Below are 24307 nucleotides of genomic sequence, written 5' to 3' on the forward strand. Positions count from 1 at the left end.
TAGCCCCTTTTTTCAGTGCAGGCAGCAGCTTTTAAACTTCTTCCCGCTGCCGCACGGGCACGGGTCGTTACGCCCCACTTTCGCCCCGTTGATTATTGGCTTTTTCGCTTCCGGCTGCTGCGGGTTAGCGACCCAGTAGTTATACAAACGCAGCGCCGCAGGCTGAATGCTCTCGATGCTGGCCATATACTCCTCTTCGGTCAGTGCATCCAGCTTCTCGCTGTTCTCTTCTGTGCCGTGCAGGGCAATCACCGCCAGATCCGCTTCCAGCGCTTCCGGCAGGGATGACCAGTCCGTCAGCGCCACGCCGCGCATGTAGCCATAGCACCACTCTTCCACCACGGTGTAGCTCTGACCGTCAACATCGTTATAGCCAAACAGCGGTTCAAACTGATCCGGGTATTCGCTCAGACGCTCGGCAATATCGTTCATGTGCTTAAAGCAAAGATCGATAAACCGGTTCATCTCACGATCGTTTTTCCAGCGCGGAATATACTTCTCACCACCCCAGACCGCCACCAGCCAGGTGTCGGGCTCCACCACAACGGGACCGGAAAGTACTGCGGTAAGCATGCCGTCCAGTTCGGACACGTCAATCACGGATGCATCGTCGTGACCGTAAGACATTAACGTCTCTTCCAGCCACGCCATCTCGCTTTCATTTAATGGGCCTTCAGCCATTGCGGATACTCCTGATAAAAAAAACGATCCTGACATATATCGCCGCCCGTGCCTATCTGAAGTTGAGGTCTTTGTTGCTGCAAAAACGTGCAAATCGTGACCGTTGCACAACTTATGGGCTTTGATGTTAAGGAGATGTGATCTCCGCTGAAAATTCATCTTATCCCGCAAAGGGGCGTAAAACGGCACTCTATACTCATCATGTTGTGCCCCGGTCAAGGGATTAACCATTCTGGCAACCTTTTTGCTTAATGTTCTGCGCGCTTCACGGTGCGTGGGATCCTCGCCGTATTAAGCAGAAGATTGCTTCTAATGTGCATTTTGTTCTCGCTCTTGTTTTTGGATTAACAATGCCATCAGGCGTTCGGGTTTATACCTGGTGCAAAAACCTCTTTGCTAAGGAACATAATAATGTCGCTGAAATTTACCAAAACTCCCCTCTCCCTGGTGCTGGCCGGCTGTCTGGTAACGGCCTTTTCCGCGCAGGCCGATATCGTCATCGGCGTGGCCGGGCCGTTCACCGGCCCGAACGCAACCTACGGCGATCAGTACTGGCATGGCGCTACGCAGGCGGCGGAAGACATTAACGCCGCAGGCGGGATCAACGGTGAGAAAATCAAACTGGTTCAGGGCGATGACGCCTGCGAACCCAAACAGGCCGTTGCCGTCGCCAACCGCTTAGTCGATCAGGATAAGGTGAAAGCGGTCGTCGGCCACTTCTGCTCCTCGTCGACCATGCCCGCCTCCGAGGTGTATAGCGATGCCGGGATCCTCTCCATCACTCCCGGCTCAACGAACCCGCTGATTACCGAGCGCGGCATGAGCGATGTGTTCCGCATGTGCGGTCGTGACGACCAGCAGGGCCAGGTCGCCAGCGATTTTATTCTTGATAAGCTGAAGGCCAAACGGGTGGTCATTATCCACGATAAGGACACTTACGGTCAGGGGCTGGCGGACGCCACTAAGGCGGCACTGGCGAAACGCGGCGTTAAGGATGTGATGTACGAAGGATTATCGCGCGGGGAAAAAGACTTTAACGCCCTGGTGACCAAAATTGGCGCACAAAAACCGGACGTGGTGTTCTTCGGAGGCTGCCATCCGGAAGCGGGCCCGCTGGTTCGCCAGATGCGTGAGCAGGGCGTGCAGGCGAAGTTCTTCTCGGGAGACTGTATCGTCAATGAAGAGATGGTCACCGCTGCCGGCGGAGCGCAATACACCAACGGTATTTACATGACGTTCGGTAAAGATCCGCGCATGATCCCCGACGGAAAAGCCGTGATTGATAAATTCCGCGCCGGTAAATTTGAACCAGAAGGCTATACCCTCTACGCCTACGCTTCCGTGCAGGCTATCGCGGCGGCTTTCAAGGCCACAAAAGGCACGGATTCAGCGAAAGCCAGCGAGTGGCTGAAGGCCAACCCTGTCGACACGGTCATGGGTCAAAAAGCCTGGGACAGCAAAGGTGACCTTAAGGTGTCTGACTACGTGGTCTACCAGTGGGACGACAAAGGCAAATATAAAGAAGTGCCATAACGGGACGGAATCTGCTCTGCGCCGGCAGGTCTGCCTGTCGGCGTAACCCTTTATTCAGGTGCGCGACAATGAGTACATTCTTCCTACAGCAGTTAATCAATGGCTTAACGCTGGGTTCGGTCTACGGCCTTATCGCCATCGGCTATACCATGGTGTACGGCATCATCGGTATGATTAACTTCGCCCACGGCGAAGTGTATATGATTTCCGCCTATCTCTCGGCCATTGGCCTGGCCCTGCTGGCGTTTTTTGGACTTCAGTCCTTTCCGCTGCTGATCCTGGGGACGCTGGTTTTCACCATCGTGGTCACCGGGGTTTACGGCTGGACGATCGAGCGCATCGCCTATAAGCCGCTACGCAATTCGACGCGTCTGGCGCCGCTCATTTCGGCTATCGGGATGTCGCTGATACTGCAAAACTACGCCCAGCTCAGTCAGGGTCCGCGTCAGCAGGGCGTGCCCACCCTGCTGGATGGCGTGCTGCGTTTCCACCTGGGCGAAGGGTTTGTCCAGATAACCTATACCAAAGTCTTTATTCTCATCGCCTCGTTCGCGGGCATGCTGGTGCTGACCTGGATCATCAACCGTACCCGCCTGGGGCGGATGTGTCGTGCGGTGCAGCAGGATCGCAAAATGGCCTCTATTCTGGGCATCAATACCGACAGAATTATTTCGCTGGTGTTTGTTATCGGCGCAGCCATGGCCGGGCTAGCGGGCGTGCTGATCACCATGAATTACGGCACCTTTGATTTCTACGTCGGGTTCGTTATCGGCATTAAGGCCTTTACGGCGGCGGTGCTGGGCGGCATCGGCTCTCTGCCCGGGGCGATGCTCGGCGGGCTGATTCTGGGCGTCGCAGAAGCGCAATTTTCCGGGATGGTGAACTCAGATTATAAAGACGTGTTCTCGTTTGGTTTGCTGGTCTTAATTCTGATCTTCCGTCCTCAGGGGCTGTTAGGCCGCCCTGTCGTGGCTAAAGTGTAAGGAACAACGCGATGACCTCTGACGGCTTTTCCCTGAAGCGCTGCATTCTGGACGCAATTTTTTCCGGAATGATCGCCCTGATTATTTTCGGCCCGATTGCGGGCGTCATACTGGATGGTTACAGCTTTAACTTTGACGGCCAGCGTCTGGCGTGGATTGTTGGCACCGTGATGCTGGGACGCTTTTTGCTGAGCGCCTTCACGGGCACGTCGGCCGGAAAGCGTTTACAGGCGCGGTTTGAATCCGACAATGCGGGGGTGTATGTCCGGCCACCGGAATATAAAAGCCGCCTGCGCTGGATCCTTCCGCTGATTATCGCGCTGGCGATCTGCTTCCCGTTTGTTGCCACCAAATACGTGCTGACGGTCGCTATTCTCGGGCTGATCTACGTTCTGCTCGGCCTTGGGCTGAACATCGTCGTCGGGCTCGCGGGTCTGCTGGATCTGGGTTACGTCGCCTTTTACGCCATTGGCGCCTATGGCCTGGCGCTCGGGTATCAGTATCTGGGCCTCGGGTTCTGGAGCATGCTGCCGCTGGCGGCGCTGATGGCCGCTGGCGCGGGTGCCCTGCTCGGCTTTCCGGTGCTGCGCATGCACGGGGATTATCTCGCCATCGTCACGCTCGGGTTCGGCGAGATCATCCGCCTGGTGCTGAACAACTGGCTCACCTTCACCGGCGGGCCAAACGGCGTTTCGGCCCCTGCTCCGACCTTTTTTGGCCTGGAGTTTGGCCGACGCGCCAAAGAAGGCGGCGTACCCTTCCACGAGTTTTTCGGCCTGACCTATAACCCCAACATGAAGTTTATCTTCATCTATGCCGTGCTTTTTCTGGTGGTCATGCTGGTCCTGTACATTAAACACCGGCTGACCCGAATGCCCATTGGCCGGGCGTGGGAAGCGCTCCGTGAGGATGAGATTGCCTGCCGTTCCATGGGGCTTAACCACGTTCTGGTCAAACTTTCTGCCTTCACCCTGGGCGCATCAACGGCAGGTATTGCCGGGGTGTTTTTTGCCACCTATCAGGGATTTGTTAACCCCACCTCTTTCACCTTTTTTGAATCGGCCCTGATCCTCGCGATCGTGGTTCTGGGCGGGATGGGTTCTACCGTGGGCGTTGTGCTGGCCGCCTTTGTGCTGACCGTCACGCCTGAACTGCTGCGCAGCTTTGCGGAATACCGCGTGTTGCTCTTTGGCATGCTGATGGTGGTGATGATGATCTGGCGTCCTCGCGGTCTGATCCGCATCAACCGCAGCGGATTTGCCGTACGGAAAGGAGTGGCGCCATGAACGCAACGATTTTGCGCGTAGAACATCTGATGATGCATTTCGGCGGGATCAAGGCCCTGAATGACGTCAATCTTGAGGTGCAGCGCGGGTCAATTACCGCCCTGATAGGCCCTAACGGCGCGGGGAAAACGACCGTCTTTAACTGCCTGACCGGCTTCTACCGGGCCTCCGGCGGCAACATCCTGTTCAATGCGCGGCATAAAACCACCAACGTCATTCAGGTGCTCGGGCAGAAATTCCAGCCCGGCGACTGGCTCAACCCGGCGCAGCTTGGTCAACGCCTGTTCTATAAGATGTTTGGCGGCACGCATCTGGTGAACCGCGCGGGTCTTGCGCGCACGTTTCAGAACATCCGCCTGTTCCGCGAGATGTCGGTGGTGGAAAACCTGCTGGTGGCACAGCATATGCGCGTCAACCGTAACCTGCTGGCGGGGGTACTCAACACCCCTGCGTATCGTCGGGCAGAGAACGATGCGCTGGACCGGGCGTTTTACTGGCTGGAGGTGGTGGATCTGGTGGATTGCGCGAACCGTCTGGCCGGTGAAATGTCCTATGGCCAGCAGCGACGCCTCGAAATCGCCCGCGCCATGTGTACCGGCCCGGAGATGATTTGTCTTGATGAACCCGCTGCCGGCCTGAACCCGGTAGAGACGCACAAGCTGAGCGATATCATTCGGTTCCTGCGCGACCACCACGACATCACGGTATTGCTGATTGAGCATGATATGGGGATGGTGATGGACATTTCGGACGACATTATTGTGCTCGATCACGGCGACGTTATTGCCAGAGGTAAACCCGCCGAGATCCAGCACAACGAAAAGGTGATTGCCGCGTACCTGGGCACCGACGAAAGCGAGGTAAATCTGTGAGCGAACCGATGCTTCAGTTTCATGATGTGGACGTGTTCTACGGGGCGATCCAGGCGTTGAAGCAGGTTTCGCTGGAGGTGAATAAAGGGGAAACCGTGGCCCTGATTGGCGCTAACGGCGCGGGGAAATCCACATTATTGATGTCTGTTTTTGGCCAGCCCCGGATCCGCAATGGGCAGATCCTCTTCTGCGGGGAGGATATCAGCCAAAAATCCACCCACTACGTGGCCACCGGCGGCATCGCGCAGGCACCGGAGGGGCGGCGCATTTTCCCGGATATGTCTGTAGAGGAGAACCTGCTGATGGGGACAATCCCCATCGGCAATCACCATGCGGCGGCAGATCTGCAAAGCATGTTTGACCTGTTTCCCCGCCTCAGGGAGCGACGCAACCAGCGGGCGATGACGCTCTCCGGCGGCGAACAGCAGATGCTGGCTATCGCCCGGGCGTTGATGAGCCGCCCCAAACTTCTGCTGCTGGATGAACCCAGTCTCGGCCTTGCGCCCATCGTGGTTAAACAGATCTTCCAGACGCTGCGCGAGCTTGCCCGTAACGGAATGACGATTTTTCTGGTAGAGCAGAACGCGCACCATGCCCTGAAGTTGTCCGATCGCGGCTATGTGATGGTTAACGGGCAGATTCGGTTGAGCGGCAGCGGCGAGGCGCTGCTGAGGGATCCGGAGGTGAGAAAGGCGTATCTGGGTGGCGTATGAAGCCTGGAGGCTATAGTGAGAAAAACTCACAGTGATTTCCATTATTAATCGTTTTTCTGATGCGACCGTATTCAAATATCATCCTCACGACCCGCCTTTGCGTGGGCCGATAAACGTTCAGCGGCAAACTGAATAATAATGATAAGAGGATCCGGGGCAAACATGACACTTGATGCGTTATATCAGTTAATGAAAACTGTATTACCACCTGACACCGATTCAGCCAATGATTTACAGGATTTTATGGCCATGCTTATGGCGACGAAACATCACTCAGAGGCTCTGTCACCGTTTTCGCAGCGCGTGTACATGCTGTCCGTTGCCCATCGCGACCCTAAGCAAGCGGCTGCGCTGATTTCAGCCTGTCATCCTGAAGCAGGAAAGCCCCTTCCTCTGCTCGACTTCTCCGGCTGGCCGCACGTGCGTTACGCCACGTCGGGTGAATTTCAGACGCCCGAATCCGAGGCATATTTTCACAAGATTTCGTCTGCGGCCACGATATTACGCGACGCAATCATCGAGGCCGAGCAGCAAAAAAATACCCCTGCTTTTTATATTCTGGATAAGGTGCTCAGCCTGAACAGCGCTTTGCCAGAACGCTATAAAAAGATGGCAAACATCTCTTACTCATAACGGTATTAATAAACCCGGCTTTCATCGTATTCCAGATAAAGAATATCCAGAGCCGGAACGACCGGGGTATGGCTTTGCAGCCAGGCCAGAAGGTGCTGGATGCTCTCTCTTTTGAGCGAATTTTTTGGCCAGACGAGGTAGTAGCCATCTCCCGTCGCGATAGCTTCCCTGAACGGCAGGCCCAGCAGGCCGCTTTTCAGGGCATCAAGCGTGAGATGCAGGTCGGCGATGGCGATGCCGTGCCCGTTCATCGCGGCGATACTTCCCTGTTCAAGGGTGTCAAACACCATGCCGCTGCTCATATCGAGCCCCGGGAACAAGCCCGTCCTTCGCAGCCAGCGCCTCCAGTCCCGTCTGTCCGGTGAAGGATGGATCAGATCGCATTGCGAAAGCTGCTGCCGGGCCGGTTCGATAAGCGATGGTGTGCAAACCGGAATAAGCCATTCATGAAAAAGCAGCTGGCTTTCCGTTGTCTCACCAAAACGGCCATTACCGAGAAGGATGGCGCAGTCGTATGGCTCAAGATTGAAATCAACGGTGTCAATGTCCATCCAGACGCTGGCAATCTCCACCTGTGGTTTTGCATGGGTGTTGCGAAAAGATCGCAGCACGTCGAGAAGCCATCTCATGGTCAGGGTGCTGGGTGCTTTTAACCGCAGCAGATGGTTTTCACTGCGAAATGCCCGGCAGGCCCATTCAATGCTCGTGAAGCTTTCGTTCAGCTGTCCGGCAAGCACCCGCCCGGCTTCAGTGACCTCCACGCGAGGACCTTGCCTTTTGAAAAGCTCGCAGTCGAACCATTGTTCAAGGGTACGGACATGTCTACTGACCGCGCCCGGCGTAATATTCAGCGTTTCAGCGGCTTTACTAAAGGAGTTCAGCCGCGCAGCAACCTCAAACGCACGCAGTGCATACAATGGCGGTAAAGACATAGCGTCCCTTACATAACGTGATGAGATGAGGAATCGGGGTCGCAAACGTGCACGTGTTCAAACCGCATATCGCGCCCGCTACACGATAGCATAATGCGTATCTGTTTAATTCCGTTACGAAAGGAACGCTGTGTATTAAGTGAAGATCAGGGATGAAAGAGAATGATTAACGGAAGACCAGGCACAAAAAAACCACCTTTCGGTGGTTTCACGACACTGCTTATTGCTTTGATTATTCTTTGTTTCCCATGGTAGCCGGAGTGGGACTTGAACCCACACAGCGCGAACGCCGAGGGATTTTAAATCCCTTGTGTCTACCGATTCCACCATCCGGCCAGGGAAGAAAGTGGAGGCGCGTTCCGGAGTCGAACCGGACTAGACGGATTTGCAATCCGCTACATAACCGCTTTGCTAACGCGCCTTAAATCTTTTGTCTTTCGACACGCACCCGCAAACTGCCGATGCTTTAATTTGGAGCGGGAAACGAGACTCGAACTCGCGACCCCGACCTTGGCAAGGTCGTGCTCTACCAACTGAGCTATTCCCGCATGTTATCAAGTTAACATGCTAACCACTTGATTTCATTATCGTCCGGCTAACTGTGCCGCCGTTCGATGCGTTGCATTCTACTGATATGACGTTTTGAGTCAACGTTATTTTTTGCATCTCAGGATCGTTTGCTGAAAATTAAGCCGAAACGATCACTGTTCAAGCAAATCACCGCGCGCAGCGTTCAAATATTGCAGCATTGACCACAGCGTCAGCACTGCCGCAACCCACAGCAGGCCAATGCCGGCCCATTCAACCCAGGCATTCGGACGCCACAGCATCCACACCAGCGCCGCCATTTGTGCGGTGGTTTTAACTTTACCGATCCAGGATACCGCCACGCTGCTGCGTTTCCCCAGCTCCGCCATCCACTCGCGCAGGGCAGAGATAATAATTTCACGGCCAATCATGGTCGCGGCGGGCAGCGTGACCCACCAGGTATGATAATGCTCCGCCACCAGCACCATCGCGATCGCCACCATCACCTTATCCGCGACCGGATCGAGGAACGCGCCAAAGCGGGTGCTCTGATTCCAGCGGCGTGCCAGATACCCGTCAAACCAGTCCGTCACGGCGGCAATCAGGAAAATCAGCGCACAGGCAAAAGGCGCCCAGACGACCGGCAGGTAAAATGCCAGTACAAAGAACGGAATGAGCACAACGCGAAAAAGGGTGAGCAACGTAGGGATATTAAATCGCATGATGACGGTAACTGTCTGTTGTCAGTAAAATTTAGCTCTATGTTGCTACAGAGCCCTCAATGTTTCAACGAGTAGTAGATCTTTTCTGCCAGCCCTTGCGAAATACCCGGCACTTTTGCAATTTCCTCCATGCTGGCATTGAGTAATCCTTGCAATCCGCCCATATACTTCAACAGCATCTGGCGACGTTTTGGCCCAACGCCTTCGATAGTCTCGAGGGTACTGGTATTTTTCACCTTCGCCCGTTTTTTGCGATGCCCGCTGATGGCGTGATCGTGCGACTCATCGCGGATGTGCTGGATCACGTGCAGCGCCGGGGAATCTGGCGGCAGGCTAAAGCCCTCGCCCTCCGGCTCGAAGAACAGCGTTTCCAGGCCCGCTTTACGATCCGCCCCTTTCGCCACCCCTAACAGCAGCGGATGGTTTTTGTCCCACTCCACGTCGAGCGATTCAAACACCGCCTTCGCCTGGCCCAGCTGCCCTTTCCCGCCGTCGATAAGGATAACGTCAGGAATTTTGCTCTCTTCTATCGCCTTACCATAGCGACGACGCAGCACCTGGTTCATGGCGGCGTAATCATCACCGGGCGTAATGCCGGTGATGTTATAGCGTCGATACTCTGCCCGCAGCGGACCGTTGGCATCAAAGACCACGCACGACGCCACGGTCTGCTCACCCATCGTATGGCTGATGTCGAAACATTCCATGCGTTTCACTTCCGGCAGCTTGAGCAGCGTCGCAAGCGCGGTTAAACGCTGGCTGACGGTCGACTGTTGGGAAAGTTTGGTGGTCAGCGCCGTGGCGGCATTGGTTCGCGCCAGCTTCAGATAGCGCGCGCGATCGCCGCGCGGTTTCGTCTGGACATTCACCCGGCGGCCTGCCAGCTCTGAAAGCGAATCCGCCAGCAGTGTTTTATCGTCAAGCGTAAAGTCGAGCAGGATCTCCGAAGGCAGCGTACGCATCTGGCTGCCCTGCAAATAAAACTGGCCGACGAAAGTCTCCACCACTTCACCCAGCTCGGTGCCGCCCGGCACCTTCGGGAAGTAGCTGCGGCTGCCGAGCACTTTACCCTGACGAATAAACAGCACGTGAACGCAGGCGAGACCGGCGTCAAAAGCGACGCCAATTACATCGAGGTCGTCACCGGTATTGGAAACAAACTGCTTCTCGGTCACCCTGCGCACCGCCTGGATCTGATCGCGGATGCGGGCGGCTTCCTCAAACTCCAGCCCCGCGCTGGCTTTTTCCATGCGGGCAATCAGCTGCGTGAGCACCTGATCGTCTTTCCCGGCTAAAAACAGGCGTACATACTCCACCTGCTGCGCGTACTCTTCTTCGCTCACCAGCCCTTCAACGCACGGCCCCAGACAGCGGCCAATCTGATATTGCAGGCACGGTCGGGATCGGTTGCGGTAGACGCTATTTTCGCACTGGCGAACGGGGAAGATTTTTTGCAATAGCGCCAGCGTTTCCCGTACGGCATAACCGTTCGGGAAGGGGCCGAAATATTCCCCTTTCGCATGCTTAGCGCCACGATGCATCGCCAGCCGCGGGTGCGTATCACCGCTCAGGAAGATAAACGGGTAGGACTTATCATCGCGCAGCAGAACGTTGTAGCGCGGCTGATACAACTTTATGTAGTTGTGCTCAAGGAGCAGCGCTTCCGTTTCCGTGTGCGTCACGGTGACATCAATGTTATGTATGAGGGCGACCAGCGCTTCGGTTTTACGGGAAGCAAGGTTGCTGCGGAAATAGCTGGAAAGGCGTTTTTTGAGATCTTTCGCCTTACCGACATAGATAACCGTACCGCCAGCGTCGTACATACGGTAGACGCCCGGCTGGCTGGTGACGGTTTTCAGAAATGCTTTTGAATCGAACGCTTCACTCACTGACTTAATAACGACTCCGCATTGCACAAACCATGGCGAATGGCCAGGTGAGTCAGTTCGACATCACCGTGAATGTTCAGTTTACTGAACATCCGATAGCGATAGCTGTTGACCGTTTTCGGGCTGAGATTCAGCTGCTCTGAAATCTCATTCACCTTCTGACCTTTAGTAATCATCAGCATAATCTGCAATTCGCGCTCAGACAAACTGGCAAACGGCGATTCCGTTTTTTCCGGTTCAATCTGACTCAACGCCATCTGTTGAGCAATATCAGAAGCAATGTAGCGCTGCCCTGCGTGTACGGAACGGATCGCATTGACGACTTCCTGCGGTGCGGCGCCTTTACTCAGGTATCCTGCGGCACCTGCCTGCATAACTCTGGCGGGCAGCGGATTTTCAGTGTGTACGGTCAGCATGATGACTTTGGTATCAACAAACATGCGGGCGATTTTACGCGTGGCTTCAAGCCCGCCGATGCCGGGCATGTTCATATCCATCAGCACCACGTCTGCTGAGTGAGTACGACACCATTTGACGGCATCTTCACCACAGCACGCCTCGCCGGCAACTTTAATACCCTTTATATCTTCAAGAATGCGTCGTATCCCTGCGCGCACCAGTTCGTGGTCATCAACAAGAAGGACGTTGATCAAAGGAAATGTCTCCAGAATAGGGATAACGCTACTGACTGCTAATTGTGTTTATATTAACGGTTTTCCATGCAAGATTAAAACGCTAAAAAATCGGCTATACGATTCGGGTCTCGTTTTTGGAAATTAGGCTGTACAGTAAGTGGAAAGAAAACCCATGTACGCTGGGCTTTACCGCTATTTTTTGGCACCAGCATTCAAAAAGCTACCAAAACATTTGTTAACGTAAACTAAAAAATGCTCTCATTTTTTTGTAACAACAATTAACGGATGACGTACCGGCGATAAACATTTAATTGTCGCTAACATATTGGACAGATTACCTTCATAATCCGCATCAGCCAATAATCAATCCGCGGAAAAGTATAAAAAACAACCACTGCATTTTTTGCCGCAGCTTGTGGTATACTCCGCCGCCTTAACTTTCATCGTCGCGCTCATGCGCTGTTTTATAATGAGGAAAATAAATGAGCACACCTGAATTTGCCACTGCCGAGAATAACCAGGAACTGGCACAGGAAGTTAACTGCCTGAAGTCGCTGCTGACGCTTATGCTACAAGCGATGGGCCAGGCTGATGCTGGACGTGTGATCATTAAAATGGAAAAACAGATCGCGCAGATGGAAGACCAGGCGGAATCCGCTGTTTTTGCCAATACGGTTAAGCAAATTAAACAAGCCTACCGCCAGTAACAAAAAAGGCTGGATGCAGTGCATTCAGCCTTTTCCTCGTCTGACACGCAGAACGTGAGAGCAGTCAGATAAGTCCCGTCGCGGCGGCATAACACGCTATCTGGATCTTATTCGGCGCGTTGAATTTCTTCTGCATATTCTTCTGATGGAAGTTCACGGTATTTTCCGAGATGGAGAGAATGATGGCAATTTCTGCCGACGTCTTCCCTTCTGCGGTCCACTTCAGTATTTCCCGTTCACGCTTGCTGAATTTCATTTCCGGCGGCATCACCGTCTCATGTTCAAAACGCAACAGCGTTGTGAGCGCCATCTGGACCAGCATTTGCAAACGCAGCTCAACTTCTTCATTGGTGATAGTGTTTGCTTCTACGCTGGTCCGTGACACGGAGAGGAAGCCGAGCGCATGATTTGGCAGCATCAGACACTGCGTTATTCCCTTGCGCAAACCGTGGTCGCGGGCGCCGTCCCATAATTGCTGGGCATCCGCGAATAATTCATCCGTCCAGGGCAAATGTCCCTGTATGAAATTCTCCGGCTTCAGTACCGGATCGATGGTGAAATAATTCTCGGACTGATATTGTGCCATCCATTGTTGCGGATAACTGGAATGGACGGAGGTTCGCGGGCGGGTAAATGGCACAGGGTGTCGAACACAAAGCGCATAATAATCGAATTCAAGCGCCTGCGTTTGTCGCTGAAGCTCCTGATATACCTCGGCAGCACAGGTCATTTCCTGGAACCGAAGGAAGCATTCCCGTCGCCAGGTGAAAAAGTCTATATCCCTCATACGTAGTGAATGAAGCCTCTGAAATAGATAATCATTATTATGGTGAATATAACCTAACACATAAAGCATGATTATTTATATAAAATATCGGCCACGGGCAGATTATCTTTAATTTGAGGAAGGCTTAACCACATTAGCCGGAATAAAAAAGCAACAGAACCGAATTTAAGGGAGGATAATTTGCCCCAGAAGCGGCATCCGGAGCAAATTGAGTGCGAAAATGCTACTGCATTAAGAATTTTTCAAGGAACTGACGGGTGCGGGGCTGCTGCGGATTGGCAAACAGCGCTTTAGCCGGCCCCTGCTCTACTATTCGCCCCTGATCCATGAAAATGGCCCGATCGGCCACATCGCGGGCGAAGCTCATTTCATGCGTCACGATCACCATCGTGCGTTTTTCCTGCGCCAGCTGGCGGATGGTGTTCAGGACTTCCCCGACCAGCTCCGGATCGAGCGCGGAGGTGGGTTCGTCGAACAGGATCACGTCCGGGCGCATCGCCAGCGCGCGCGCAATGGCGACACGCTGCTGCTGCCCGCCCGATAAGCGACGCGGATAGCTTGTCTCCTTCCCTGCCAGGCCAACCTTCGCCAGCAGCTCGCGGGCGCGGGCCGTCGCGTCTTCCTTTGGTTCACCCTTGACGATGACCGGGCCTTCAATAATGTTTTCCAGCACCGTACGGTGTGGAAAGAGGTTAAAGCTCTGGAATACGAAGCCGACATGCTGGCGCAGGCGGCGAATCAACCCTTTTTGCTGGCTGATGGATTTCCCGGTATCAATGGTGATATCGCCCACGCGGATCGTCCCGCCTTCGGGCTGCTCCAGCAAATTGATGCTGCGCAACAGCGTGGTTTTCCCTGACCCACTCGGGCCGATAATGGCCACCACTTCGCCCTGCTCAACCTCAAGGTCGATGCCGTGCAGCACCGTTTGCCCGTGGAATTTTTTCACCAGGTTTTTGACGTCAATTGCACTCATTTTGGATCTCGCTCCTGGCGGTTAAGCTGGTTTTCAAAATAGTTTTGCAGGGCCGACAGCACCGTCGCCATCACCCAGTAAATCAGCGAGGCCGCCAGATACATGGTAAACACTTCCAGCGTGCGCGAAGTGATCAGCTGCGCCTGACGGAACAGCTCCGGCACCTGAATGGTTGCCGCAAGCGAGGTGTCTTTCACGAGGCTGATAAAGCTGTTGCTCAGCGGAGGCAGCGCCACGCGCGCCGCCTGCGGCAGGATCGCCCGACGCAGCGTCTGCCACGGGGTCATCCCGATACTGGCCGCCGCTTCCCACTGCCCTTTATCGATGGACGAGATCGCCGCACGCAGCGTTTCCGAGGTGTACGCCGCCGTATTCAGCGACAGACCAATCATCGCCGCCGGGATCGGATCCAGCTCGATACCGAACTGGGGCAGCCCGTAGTAGATCATGAACAGCTGGGCGATAAGCGGCGTTCCGCGGAACACGGAGATATAAAACCGCGCCAGCCACCGCACCGGCCAGATGTTTGACATGCGCATCAGTGCCAGCACAAACCCGAGCACCAGCCCGAAGAACATCCCGCCGATACTGAGCTGTAACGTAAACACCGCGCCCTTAAGTAAGAACGGCAGCGAATCAATAACCAGTTGAATACTTTCTTGCATTATTATTTTTCGACCTGATTTTTAGACATGAGGATGATAGGCAAACAGCGCAGGCGCCCCGCCAGTATGAACAAACAAAATGGGTCCTTCATCCTTAAAGCGCTTCCGGGCAATGCCGTCGATAAGGCCCGCCATTGCTTTGCCGGTATAGACCGGGTCAAGCAGAATGCCTTCGAGACGCGCCAGCAGCTTAACGGCCTCCATCCCTTCATCATTGGGGGTGCCATAGCCGGGTGCAAAGTAGTCATCCCACAGCATAATTTCCGCCTTCGCCTTAAGCTCAAGCTGTTCAGCCACCGCCTGTTGCAGCGTGACGACTTTCGGCTTTTGGTCCGCAACGCTTCTGGAAACCGTTACGCCAATCAGCTCAACGTCCGGCATCAGTTGCTCAAGCCCGACCGCTAAACCGGCATGGGTACCCGCGCTGCCGGACGCCACCACCACCGAAGACAAACTTACCGCGCCTTCGCACTGCTGCGCGATTTCCAGCGCGCTCTCAACATAGCCGAGGGTACCCAGCGCATTCGAGCCGCCAACCGGAATGACGTACGGACGAAAGCCCTGTGCTTCCAGGCGCGTCGCCAGCTCATCAAGCTGGGCAGCCGGGTCGGTCAACGCGTCAACCATTTCAATCTGCACGTTGAACAGATCCAGCAGCAGGCGGTTACCGTTAGTCAGGTAATTCTCAGCCTGCGTGCCAATGGGGTTTTCCAGCAGGGCTACGCAATGAAGGCCCAGCTTTGCCGCCACGGCCGCCGTCTGGCGAACGTGGTTAGACTGAATGGCCCCGGCGGTGACCAGCGTATCCGCGCCCTCGCGCAGGGCATCGGCGGCGAGAAATTCCAGCTTGCGCAGCTTATTTCCGCCCATCGCCATGGGCGTCACATCGTCACGCTTAATGAATATATCGCGCCCCAGATAGTCAGAAAATCGCGGCAGATACTCCAGCGGCGTGGGTGCGCCGATAAACTCCAGACGGGGAAAGCGCGTTAAATTCTGTAGTGACATGGTTCCTCCGGTCACGCAAACAATTGTTATTTCATTATGCACGCAGACGCGCGAGAAATAAAAAAGGCGCTTTTAAAAGCGCCTTTTTTTGTCGGTCAGAGACTTATTTCGTCACGTCTGCGCCGAACCACTTCTCAGAAAGCGCCTTCAGGCTGCCGTCTTTCTGCATTTCGGCAATGGCGCCGTCAATGGCTTTCAGCAGATCTTCGTTACCTTTACGCACCGCCACGCCGGATTCCTGACGGGAGAACGCATCGCCCGCGACAGCCAGGGTATTGTTGGTTTTCTTCACCAGATCCAGCGCTGCCAGGCGGTCAACCAGAATGGCGTCGATACGGCCCACGCGCAGATCCTGGTATTTCGTCGGATCATCATCATAGGTGCGGATGTCCACGCCCTGCACGTTCTGGCGCAGCCACTCTTCGTAGTTGGTGCCCAGACCGACGCCGACTTTCTTACCTTTCAGATCCGCGGCGGATTTGATGCTGCCTTCGTTACCTTTCTTCACCAGCGCCTGGATACCGGACACGGTGTACGGCGTGGAGAAGTCATACTTCTTCTTACGCTCGTCAGAAATGGTCACCTGGTTAATCACCACGTCAATACGTTTGGAGTCCAGTGACGCCAGCATACCGTCCCATTTGGTCGGTTTCAGAGAGGCTTTTACGCCGAGGTGTTTTGCCAGCTCTTGCGCAAACTCCACTTCAAAACCGGTCAGCTTACCGTCGTCGCCCTGGAAGCTGAACGGAGGATAGGTACCTTCCAGCCCAACCAGCAGCGTGCCGCGCTCTTTGACTTTATTGAGCAGATTATCTGCCGCGAACGTTTTTACGCTCATCCCCGCGACCAGCGCAACGGCCATCATCCCCATCAGCGCCTGACGACCCAGAAGTGCTAATTTCATAAGTACTCCGATACAGTGGAATTTTTGAGTAGTGTAGAGAAATCGCCTGCAACGTCAAAGGCGGCTGCGCTACATCTTATTCTTTTTTAATATATATCAGAAGTTGTTCCGGCGTGGACTTTCTGCTTTATGGCGCCCGGCATCTGGACTTTGTATTGCGCGTACTTACGCAGCGCGATGCGGTAATTGTTGGTACTGGTGGCGGGCAGCCAGGGTTCAAGATTTTCATCCAGATAGCCGGTCGTCAGCAGATCGCGGGAGATATTTTGCACGGTCAGATGCTGACCCAGGCGGCGCAGGCGAACCACGTATTCACGCACGGTGCCGTGGCTCATCTCAGTTTGTTCAAACAGGAACTGCTTGAAGCCGATAATATCGAAGAAGTCGCTTTGCTCTTTGCAGTGGAGATCGCCACAGAAACGGCAAAGCGCTACCCACTCTTTTTGCTCTTCAAGCCAGGCGGCTTCATCCATCAGCGTGTCGAGGCGGGAAATCGCAATCTTATTCACGATTTCACCGCGACGAACCAGCGTGATTCGGTCGAGTAATTTTTTACAGTGGGCGCAATGCGTCTGACTGTGTTTAAAGTCTTTCAGGTAGCGGCTTAAAGGCCGTCTTTTAGATTGCTGCACCGTCATGATAACTCCTGGTTGTCAATACGTTGTGCGGCATTACCAAGGCGAATCACTCACCTATAACTTACCCAGTTTGGTGCGCAGGCGTTTAATGGCCTGGCTGTGCAGCTGGCTTACCCGTGACTCCCCCACCTCCAGTACGGCGCCAATCTCTTTGAGATTGAGCTCTTCCTGGTAGTAGAGGGTTAACACCAGCTGCTCACGTTCCGGTAAAGCTTCAATGGCTTCCATCACGCGCTGGCGTAAATTCCCTTCCAGTAAGTGGTGTAACGGGTTTTCTTGCTGATGTTCATCCGTCACCAGCTCGATGCTATCGCCATGCTCTTCGCGCCACTCATCATATGAGAAGAGTTGGCTGTTATTGGTATCGAGCAACATCTGACGATACTCTTCAACAGGAATACCCAGACGTTCCGCCACTTCGGTTTCCGTCGCGTTGCGCCCCAGTTCCTGTTCCAGCTGCCCCATCGCATGCGCCACTTCGCGCGCGTTGCGGCGAACGCTGCGCGGCACCCAGTCTCGGCTGCGCAGCTCGTCCAGCATCGCACCACGAATACGCTGCACTGCGTAAGTCGTAAATGCCGTTCCTTGCAGAGCGTCGTACCGGTCAACTGCATTCAATAACCCGATACCGCCCGCCTGTAGCAGATCGTCCAGTTCCACGCTCGCCGGCAAACGCACCTGGAGGCGCAATGCTTCGTGACGCACCAGCGGAACATAACGCTGCCACAGCGAGTGTTTATCCATTACACCTTCAGCGGTATAGAGTGAATTCACGATAAACAGCCCTGCGTTAGTTGAGTTATCGGCATGATTATCCGATTCTGGAGGGGTTTTAATCGGGTGAATAGTGGGTGAAATGAGGGGTTATTTGGGGGGTTACGCGTGTACGTAGATAGAAAAAACCCCGCCGAAGCGGGGTTTGAGCGTAATCAGGCGATTAGCCTTGCAGCAGAGACAGAACCTGCTGAGGAACCTGGTTAGCTTTGGACAGCACGGAGTTACCGGCCTGCTGAACGATCTGCGCTTTAGACATGTTGGACACTTCGGTCGCATAGTCGGCGTCCTGAATACGGGACTGCGCTTCAGACAGGTTGGTGGTGGTGTTGTTCAGGTTGGTCACCGCAGAGCTCAGACGGTTCTGAACCGCACCCAGTGAAGAACGGAACTGGTCAACCTGAGCAATAGCATCATCAAGAGCTTTCAATGGATTTGCAGTTAAGTTTGTAGGGGCAGTAGTAGCCGCACCAACAGTAACAACGCCAGTATCAGCAATAGTAGCGGTGTTATAGCTTAAAGCATTTGTCGTAGCATCTTTGGTCTGTACCAGATAAGCAGCATCACCGTTAGCATCTTTATACTGAATAAGTGATTGATTAGCGGCAAGTGCTGCCGTATTTAGAGTGACATCTTTACCTACCGTTGTAACGGGGGTAGCAGCGGCAGTGACTGTATCACCAGAAACTGCTGTAGAATCAAACGTAATAGTACCAGTTTTAGAATTGATGGACGCATCATAGTAATTAGTACCATCTTTTACATAGTTCTTACCATTTTCGCTAACCAGTGCCAGACCTGTCGCTCCACCACCGTTAGTGTCGGTGAAGTTTGCATCAGAGATGGTAACTTGCTTGTTAACAGTGCTACCATTTTCGACGCTCGCGCCCAAGTTTGTAACATCGAAAGAAGAAAGTTTTAAAGTTGAAGAGTCAATTTTTTTCAGATCAATGGTGATGGTTTGACCATCGTTTGCGCCAACCTGAATGTTCATTTTGCCGTCTTTTGCCAGCACGTTCACGCCGTTGAACTGAGTCTGACCAGATACGCGGTCGATTTCAGACAGACGGGATTTGATTTCGTCCTGGATTGAAGACAGGTCGGATTCAGAGTTAGTTCCAGTCGAAGCCTGAACGGTCAGTTCACGAACACGCTGAAGGTTGTTGTTGATTTCAGACAGTGCGCCTTCAGTGGTCTGCGCCAGAGAGATACCGTCGTTAGCGTTACGTGCAGCCTGAGTCAGACCTTTGATGTTAGAGGTGAAGCGGTTAGCGATAGCCTGGCCCGCAGCGTCATCTTTCGCGCTGTTGATACGCAGACCAGAAGACAGACGCTCGATAGAAGAAGACAGAGCGGACTGGTTCTTGTTGATGTTGTTCTGAGTGATCAGCGAGAGGCTGTTGGTATTAATGACTTGTGCCATGATTTCGATTCCTGTTGTTCATCAAATCTGTTTGGTTAGATTTGGGTTTCCACCCTTCGGCTTCATCGCCGTCAAAGGTGTTATCGTCTGGTCCAAACCAACCTTTAGATATTTTTTCAGGATCGCGTTAATTTTTTTAGCCACGGAAAAGCTCTTCTCTATTACCGTTATTCCCGCCATTAAAAAAAAGAAATTAACCGTAAACTTTCCCCCATTAAGGCCGATAACCCCACTATTCGTTCTACGTGTCGATAGATTAAGGAATAAATATGGCAAGTATTTCATCATTGGGGATTGGATCGGGTCTTAAGTTAGCAGACATTCTGGATAGTCTGACCAAGGCCGAAAAAGAGCAGCTGACGCCGATTTCCAAACAACAGTCATCTTATACCGCCAAGCTGAGCGCTTACGGCACGTTGAAGAGTTCACTGGAAGCGTTTCAGACCGCCAACACCGCGCTGAATAAAGCCGACCTGTTTACGGCGACCAGCACAGCGAGCAGCACCACGGCATTCAGCGCCACCACTACCGGCAGCGCAATTGCCGGAAAATACACCATCAGCGTGTCGCAGCTGGCGCAGGCGCAAACCCTGACGACCAAAAATACGCAGGCAGATGCAAAAACGGCCATTGCCACGGCTGACAGCAAGATCACGTTTACCGCCGGTAACGGTAAAGATCCGGTGACCGTCGATATCAGCGCGGCAAACTCTTCGCTGAACGGCATTCGCGATGCAATTAACAAAGCAGACGCCGGCGTGACCGCCAGTATTATTAACGTCGGTAACGGTCAGTATCGTCTGTCCATCACCTCCACCGAAACCGGGGCAGACAACGCGGTCAGCATCAGCGTGAGCGGCGACAGCGCCCTGCAATCCTTTATGGGTTACAACGGCACCAGCACCGACGCCAGCAACGGCATGACGGAAAGCGTCACCGCGCAGAACGCGAAGCTGAAGGTGAATAACGTCGATATCGAAAACAGCAGTAACACCATCAGCGATGCGCTGGAAGATATCACCCTGAACCTGAACGACGTCACTACCGGTAACCAGACGCTGACGATAACGAAAGATACGTCAAAAGCGGAAACGGCGATGAAAGCCTGGGTGGATGCCTACAACACCCTTCAGGATAGCTTTGCATCGTTAACCAAATATACGGCGGTTGATGCGGGCACAGATGCGCAGGATTCCAGCAACGGCGCCCTGCTTGGGGACAGCACGCTGCGTACTATCCAGACGCAGCTGAAAACCATGCTGAGCAACACCGTCGGCGGAACCGCCTATAAAACGCTGTCACAGGTGGGCATTACCTCCGATCCAAGCACGGGCAAGCTGGAGCTGGACAGCGACAAGCTGAAAAAAACGCTGACGGAGAACCCGTCTGCGGTGAAAGATTTGGTTGTAGGTGACGGTAAAACCACCGGGATCACCACCACCATGGCCACCCATCTGACTGACTGGCTTTCCAGTAAAGGCATTATCCAGGCGGCCAAAGATGGCGTCAGCAAAACGCTGAACAAGTTAACGGATCAATACAACGCCGTGAGCGAACGTATCGACGCGAGAGTGGCGCAGTACAAAGCCCAGTTTACCCAGCTGGACGTACTGATGACCTCGCTGAACAATACCAGTAGCTACCTGACTCAGCAGTTCGAGAACACGTCCAGCAACAAGTAGTAAACGCTAATCAGACCCGAGGGGGATAACATGTACGGCGCAAAAGGCACGCAAGCCTACGCAAAGATAGAAGTTGAAAGCGCGGTGATGAGCGCCAGCCAGCAGCAGCTGGTTATCATGCTATTTGATGGAGCCCTCAGCGCGCTGGTACGCGCGCGTCTGTTCCTGGCAGACGGTAATATCCCGGCAAAAGGGCTGGCGCTCTCCAAAGCCATCAACATTATCGAAAACGGGCTGAAGGTTGGCCTGGTAGAAGATAACGGTGATGAGCTTACGCAAAACCTGATTGCCCTTTATGCCTATATGGTACGTCGCCTCCTGCACGCCAACGTGAATAACGACGCCAGCGCCATCGAAGAGGTGGAAAACCTGCTGCGCAATATCGCTGACGGGTGGAAGGAGGTTGCCGGTACGCCACAACTGATGCAGGACGCCGTCTAATTAGTAACGCACCGCAACTTTATGCCCTTTATCAGCAACTCCTTGAGCAGAGCCAGTTGATGTTGCGACTGGCCCGGCAGGGACTATGGGATGATCTGATCATCTGTGAAACCGACTATGTTAATGCGGTGCACTCACTGGCTCGTCTCACTCAGGAAAGTGAACCTTCGATGCAGATTCAGGAACAGCTTCGCCCGACGCTGCGGGTGATCCTGGACAACGAAGGCCAGGTAAAAACATTGCTGCAAGCCAGAATGGATGAGCTGGCGAAACTGGTTGGGCAATCCTCTATCCAGAAAACCGTGCTCTCCACCTACGGTAATCAGGGCGGTCATGTCCTGGTTCCGCAAAGTAATAGCGATATTAATTAGCCATTTAACTGGCGGGCAAGCGTTAACCGTTTCGTTCGCCAGGCATTTCTGCCAAACCTGCTCCATACTTGAGTTTCGCGACCTCATGGAGATGGTGCATGCGCAACCCAACACTTTTACAATGTTTTCACTGGTACTACCCCACCGGCGGTGAATTGTGGCAAGAAGTCACGGCATTAGCCCCCAACCTGAACGAAATCGGCATCAATATGGTCTGGTTACCGCCGGCGTACAAAGGCGCGTCCGGAGGCTATTCCGTCGGGTATGACTCCTACGATCTTTTCGACCTCGGTGAGTTTGACCAGAAAGGCAGCGTTGCCACCAAATACGGCGATAAAGCCCAGCTGCTGGAGGCCATCAACGCTTTAAAAAGCAACCAGATTGCGGTGCTTCTGGACGTGGTGGTCAACCACAAAATGGGTGCCGATGAAAAGGAACCCGTCCGCGTACAGCGCGTGGATGCGCAGGATCGCACCCAAATCAGCGATGAGATCATCGAATGTGAAGCCTGGACGCGCTACACCTTCCCCGTTCGTGCCGGTCAGTATTCACAGTTTGTCTGGGATTACAAATGCTTCAGTGGTATCGACCACATTGAAAACCCCAATGAGGACGGTATCTTCAAAATCGTGAACGACTACACCGGCGAAGGCTGGAACGATCAGGTCGACGACGAGATGGGCAATTTCGATTACCTGATGGGCGAAAATATTGATTTTCGCAACCATGCGGTGACGGAAGAGATTAAATACTGGGCGCGCTGGGTGATGGAGCAAACCCACTGCGACGGCTTCCGCCTGGACGCGGTAAAGCACATCCCGGCCTGGTTCTATAAAGAGTGGATTGAGCACGTCCAGGAGGTGGCCCCGCAGCCGCTGTTTATCGTGGCGGAATACTGGTCTCACGAAGTGGACAAATTGCAGCACTACATCGATCAGGTAGACGGCAAGACCATGCTGTTTGATGCGCCGCTGCAAATGAAATTTCACGAGGCGTCACGCCAGGGCCGCGACTACGACATGAGCCAGATTTTCACCGGTACGCTGGTGGAAGCCGATCCGTTCCATGCCGTGACGCTGGTGGCCAACCATGACACCCAACCCTTGCAGGCGCTGGAAGCCCCGGTTGAAGCCTGGTTTAAACCGCTGGCCTACGCGCTCATCCTGCTGCGTGAAAACGGCGTGCCGAGCGTGTTCTACCCGGATCTTTTTGGCGCCAGCTATGACGACACCGGGGGTGACGGCGAGACGTATCACATTGATATGCCGGTGATTGAACAGCTCCACGAGCTGATACTCGCCCGTCAGCGTTTTGCCCACGGCGTGCAGACGCTCTTTTTCGATCATCCAAACTGCATTGCGTTTAGCCGCAGCGGGACTGAGGATCACCCGGGCTGCGTGGTGGTGCTGTCGAATGGTGATGACGGCGAGAAGACAATCTGCCTCGGCGAGAATTACGGCAATAAGACCTGGCGTGATTTTTTAGGCAATCGCGAGGAAACCGTAACCACGGCGGCGGACGGCGAAGGGACGTTCTTCTGTAACGGGGGAAGCGTCAGCGTCTGGGTGATTGAGGACGCGCTCTAGTACGGGAAAGGGAGCAAATCCTAAAAACGGCAATACGATTGCCGTTTTGCTTTTACCGTTAGTTTTTGTAGGCCGGGTAAGGCGAAGCCGCCACCCGGCTAAACATGGTTACGGAAGCTTACTCTCCAGCGGATTCTTGCTCAGATAATCTGCGCACTCCATCGTTGGACGGTCAACCTTTTGCAGCTCCATGCCGTCATACTCAAGCGTGGTTCCATCGCGATCCAGCGGATAGACGTCCCGTTTTTCGGTCACGTTATAATAATCATCTGAACGCAGCATGATCTTACCCGGCACCGCGATAACGCGCTGCCACTGACGACAGTCCAGGGTATCACCCTCTTGCGTCACCACCAGCGTGGCAATCGCCTCTGGGCTCACCATCGCGCTCTGCGGCCCTTTCGACTGCCAGTAACCTGCCAGATGCGAAGGTGCCGGATGCTTAACCACTTCCTGATAGTTTTCGACCTGAACGCATCCCGCTAACGTCAGCATTGCAGCCACAATTGCTACTTTTTTCATCATCTTTCCTGCATGCGAAGAAAAAAATATTGTGGCATTAAAGCCATCTGGCTGCCAGCGTAAGATAGGTAATGTTTAAACCTGCATCCCCATCACTTCCTGATACGCCGACACCAGCTTGTTCCGCACCTGCAACCCCATCTGCAACGATACAGACGCTTTTTGCAGATCGGCCATCACATCGTTGAGCGCCACGCCGGGTTCACCGAGGGTAAATTTCTCAGCCTGGGTACGGGCCGCGTTTTGCTTGTCGCTGATCCGGTCCAGCGCCGCATGCAGCTGACCGGCGAAGCTAATGCCCGGCGGCTGGTCAGCCACGCTCTGGCTGCGGGCCGTCATCGCCGTTGCCTGTAACTGACTGAGTACCCCTTCAATGCCCTGTATAGCCATGACTCTCCCCTGGATGGTTTTTTACG

The 24307-nt window shown here is 54.0% G+C and carries 26 protein-coding genes and 3 tRNA genes; 11 read left to right on the forward strand and 18 right to left on the reverse strand.

The window, feature by feature from the left end:
• Positions 1-12: 12 nt before the first annotated feature.
• Positions 13-681 carry a YecA family protein gene (locus IM300_RS19615; protein ID WP_063868433.1) on the reverse strand — a complete coding sequence of 223 codons (669 nt, stop codon included), beginning with the start codon at positions 679-681 and terminating at the stop codon, positions 13-15.
• 411 nt (positions 682-1092) lie between these two features.
• On the opposite strand from IM300_RS19615, the gene IM300_RS19620 reads away from it, so the two are divergent.
• The 6 genes from IM300_RS19620 (at position 1093) to IM300_RS19645 (ending at position 6701) form a co-directional block, all read left to right on the forward strand.
• Positions 1093-2214, forward strand: a complete 1122-nt coding sequence (locus IM300_RS19620; RefSeq protein ID WP_063868432.1) for a branched-chain amino acid ABC transporter substrate-binding protein — start codon at positions 1093-1095, stop codon at positions 2212-2214.
• 68 nt (positions 2215-2282) lie between these two features.
• The gene (locus IM300_RS19625; protein WP_063450156.1) at positions 2283-3197 is read left to right on the forward strand and encodes a branched-chain amino acid ABC transporter permease LivH; all 915 of its coding nucleotides are present in this window, start codon (positions 2283-2285) and stop codon (positions 3195-3197) included.
• An 11-nt stretch (positions 3198-3208) separates the two neighbouring features.
• Positions 3209-4483: a high-affinity branched-chain amino acid ABC transporter permease LivM gene (livM, locus tag IM300_RS19630; RefSeq protein ID WP_112793133.1), complete on the forward strand. Its 1275-nt coding sequence runs from the start codon at positions 3209-3211 to the stop codon at positions 4481-4483.
• Positions 4480-5355 (forward strand): ATP-binding cassette domain-containing protein, encoded by an 876-nt coding sequence (locus IM300_RS19635; protein ID WP_063868429.1) that lies wholly within the window; start codon positions 4480-4482, stop codon positions 5353-5355. Before livM ends, IM300_RS19635 begins: the two co-directional genes overlap by 4 nt.
• Complete coding sequence (locus IM300_RS19640) at positions 5352-6068, forward strand: ABC transporter ATP-binding protein (RefSeq protein ID WP_063450159.1); 717 nt, start codon at positions 5352-5354, stop codon at positions 6066-6068. The genes IM300_RS19635 and IM300_RS19640 overlap by 4 nt, the downstream gene beginning before the upstream one ends.
• A gap of 162 nt (positions 6069-6230) precedes the next feature.
• Positions 6231-6701 carry a hypothetical protein gene (locus IM300_RS19645; RefSeq protein WP_193037948.1) on the forward strand — a complete coding sequence of 157 codons (471 nt, stop codon included), beginning with the start codon at positions 6231-6233 and terminating at the stop codon, positions 6699-6701.
• A gap of 5 nt (positions 6702-6706) precedes the next feature.
• Here the strand turns inward: IM300_RS19645 and IM300_RS19650 are convergent, their stop codons facing one another.
• From IM300_RS19650 to uvrY, 7 genes are all read right to left on the reverse strand, one after another.
• Positions 6707-7633 (reverse strand): LysR substrate-binding domain-containing protein, encoded by a 927-nt coding sequence (locus IM300_RS19650; protein ID WP_193037950.1) that lies wholly within the window; start codon positions 7631-7633, stop codon positions 6707-6709.
• Positions 7634-7882: 249 nt separating this feature from the next.
• A tRNA-Leu gene (locus IM300_RS19655) sits at positions 7883-7969 on the reverse strand.
• A gap of 11 nt (positions 7970-7980) precedes the next feature.
• A tRNA-Cys gene (locus tag IM300_RS19660) sits at positions 7981-8054 on the reverse strand.
• 51 nt (positions 8055-8105) lie between these two features.
• A tRNA-Gly gene (locus tag IM300_RS19665) sits at positions 8106-8181 on the reverse strand.
• Positions 8182-8334: 153 nt separating this feature from the next.
• On the reverse strand, positions 8335-8883 hold the full coding sequence (gene pgsA / locus IM300_RS19670; RefSeq protein WP_003859652.1) for a CDP-diacylglycerol--glycerol-3-phosphate 3-phosphatidyltransferase: 549 nt from the start codon (positions 8881-8883) through the stop codon (positions 8335-8337).
• Positions 8884-8939: 56 nt separating this feature from the next.
• A complete protein-coding gene (uvrC, locus tag IM300_RS19675) occupies positions 8940-10772 on the reverse strand; it encodes an excinuclease ABC subunit UvrC (protein ID WP_107533295.1) in 1833 nt (610 codons plus the stop codon).
• Positions 10769-11425: a UvrY/SirA/GacA family response regulator transcription factor gene (uvrY, locus tag IM300_RS19680; RefSeq protein WP_102751015.1), complete on the reverse strand. Its 657-nt coding sequence runs from the start codon at positions 11423-11425 to the stop codon at positions 10769-10771. The genes uvrC and uvrY overlap by 4 nt, the downstream gene beginning before the upstream one ends.
• A 464-nt stretch (positions 11426-11889) precedes the next feature.
• Between uvrY and IM300_RS19685 the strand changes: the two genes are divergently transcribed.
• Positions 11890-12114 carry a DUF2594 family protein gene (locus IM300_RS19685; protein ID WP_003859644.1) on the forward strand — a complete coding sequence of 75 codons (225 nt, stop codon included), beginning with the start codon at positions 11890-11892 and terminating at the stop codon, positions 12112-12114.
• Between the two features lie 64 nt (positions 12115-12178).
• Here IM300_RS19685 and sdiA read toward each other — a convergent pair whose 3' ends face one another.
• The 8 genes from sdiA to IM300_RS19725 form a co-directional block, all read right to left on the reverse strand.
• Positions 12179-12901 (reverse strand): transcriptional regulator SdiA, encoded by a 723-nt coding sequence (sdiA, locus tag IM300_RS19690; protein WP_193037952.1) that lies wholly within the window; start codon positions 12899-12901, stop codon positions 12179-12181.
• 223 nt (positions 12902-13124) lie between these two features.
• Positions 13125-13877, reverse strand: coding sequence for an L-cystine ABC transporter ATP-binding protein TcyN (gene tcyN, locus IM300_RS19695; protein WP_063450165.1), 753 nt, complete (start codon positions 13875-13877; stop codon positions 13125-13127).
• A complete protein-coding gene (tcyL, locus tag IM300_RS19700; protein WP_003859632.1) occupies positions 13874-14542 on the reverse strand; it encodes a cystine ABC transporter permease in 669 nt (222 codons plus the stop codon). Before tcyL ends, tcyN begins: the two co-directional genes overlap by 4 nt.
• 21 nt (positions 14543-14563) lie before the next feature.
• On the reverse strand, positions 14564-15550 hold the full coding sequence (dcyD, locus tag IM300_RS19705) for a D-cysteine desulfhydrase (RefSeq protein WP_193037954.1): 987 nt from the start codon (positions 15548-15550) through the stop codon (positions 14564-14566).
• Between the two features lie 103 nt (positions 15551-15653).
• Entirely contained in the window at positions 15654-16454 is an 801-nt protein-coding gene (gene tcyJ, locus IM300_RS19710) for a cystine ABC transporter substrate-binding protein (RefSeq protein ID WP_063450167.1), read from the reverse strand.
• A gap of 86 nt (positions 16455-16540) precedes the next feature.
• Positions 16541-17092, reverse strand: coding sequence for a flagella biosynthesis regulatory protein FliZ (gene fliZ / locus IM300_RS19715; RefSeq protein WP_193037963.1), 552 nt, complete (start codon positions 17090-17092; stop codon positions 16541-16543).
• 54 nt (positions 17093-17146) lie between these two features.
• Positions 17147-17866 carry an RNA polymerase sigma factor FliA gene (locus IM300_RS19720; RefSeq protein WP_003859623.1) on the reverse strand — a complete coding sequence of 240 codons (720 nt, stop codon included), beginning with the start codon at positions 17864-17866 and terminating at the stop codon, positions 17147-17149.
• Between the two features lie 163 nt (positions 17867-18029).
• Positions 18030-19289 carry a FliC/FljB family flagellin gene (locus tag IM300_RS19725; protein WP_193037965.1) on the reverse strand — a complete coding sequence of 420 codons (1260 nt, stop codon included), beginning with the start codon at positions 19287-19289 and terminating at the stop codon, positions 18030-18032.
• A gap of 269 nt (positions 19290-19558) precedes the next feature.
• On the opposite strand from IM300_RS19725, the gene fliD reads away from it, so the two are divergent.
• The 4 genes from fliD to amyA all read left to right on the forward strand — a co-directional run bounded on the left by fliD (position 19559) and on the right by amyA (position 23369).
• The gene (gene fliD / locus IM300_RS19730) at positions 19559-20971 is read left to right on the forward strand and encodes a flagellar filament capping protein FliD (RefSeq protein WP_112793143.1); all 1413 of its coding nucleotides are present in this window, start codon (positions 19559-19561) and stop codon (positions 20969-20971) included.
• Between the two features lie 30 nt (positions 20972-21001).
• Complete coding sequence (gene fliS, locus IM300_RS19735) at positions 21002-21412, forward strand: flagellar export chaperone FliS (RefSeq protein WP_063868419.1); 411 nt, start codon at positions 21002-21004, stop codon at positions 21410-21412.
• On the forward strand, positions 21412-21783 hold the full coding sequence (gene fliT, locus IM300_RS19740) for a flagella biosynthesis regulatory protein FliT (protein WP_006811148.1): 372 nt from the start codon (positions 21412-21414) through the stop codon (positions 21781-21783). Before fliS ends, fliT begins: the two co-directional genes overlap by 1 nt.
• A gap of 98 nt (positions 21784-21881) precedes the next feature.
• The gene (gene amyA, locus IM300_RS19745; protein ID WP_063868417.1) at positions 21882-23369 is read left to right on the forward strand and encodes an alpha-amylase; all 1488 of its coding nucleotides are present in this window, start codon (positions 21882-21884) and stop codon (positions 23367-23369) included.
• A gap of 108 nt (positions 23370-23477) precedes the next feature.
• Here amyA and yedD read toward each other — a convergent pair whose 3' ends face one another.
• Positions 23478-23891, reverse strand: a complete 414-nt coding sequence (yedD, locus tag IM300_RS19750) for a lipoprotein YedD (RefSeq protein ID WP_193037967.1) — start codon at positions 23889-23891, stop codon at positions 23478-23480.
• 75 nt (positions 23892-23966) lie between these two features.
• A complete protein-coding gene (gene fliE / locus IM300_RS19755) occupies positions 23967-24281 on the reverse strand; it encodes a flagellar hook-basal body complex protein FliE (protein WP_064910407.1) in 315 nt (104 codons plus the stop codon).
• Positions 24282-24307: the final 26 nt, after the last annotated feature.

This window comes from Enterobacter cloacae complex sp. I2 (assembly GCF_014896205.1).
GTDB classification, from domain to species: Bacteria; Pseudomonadota; Gammaproteobacteria; order Enterobacterales; family Enterobacteriaceae; genus Enterobacter; species Enterobacter quasihormaechei.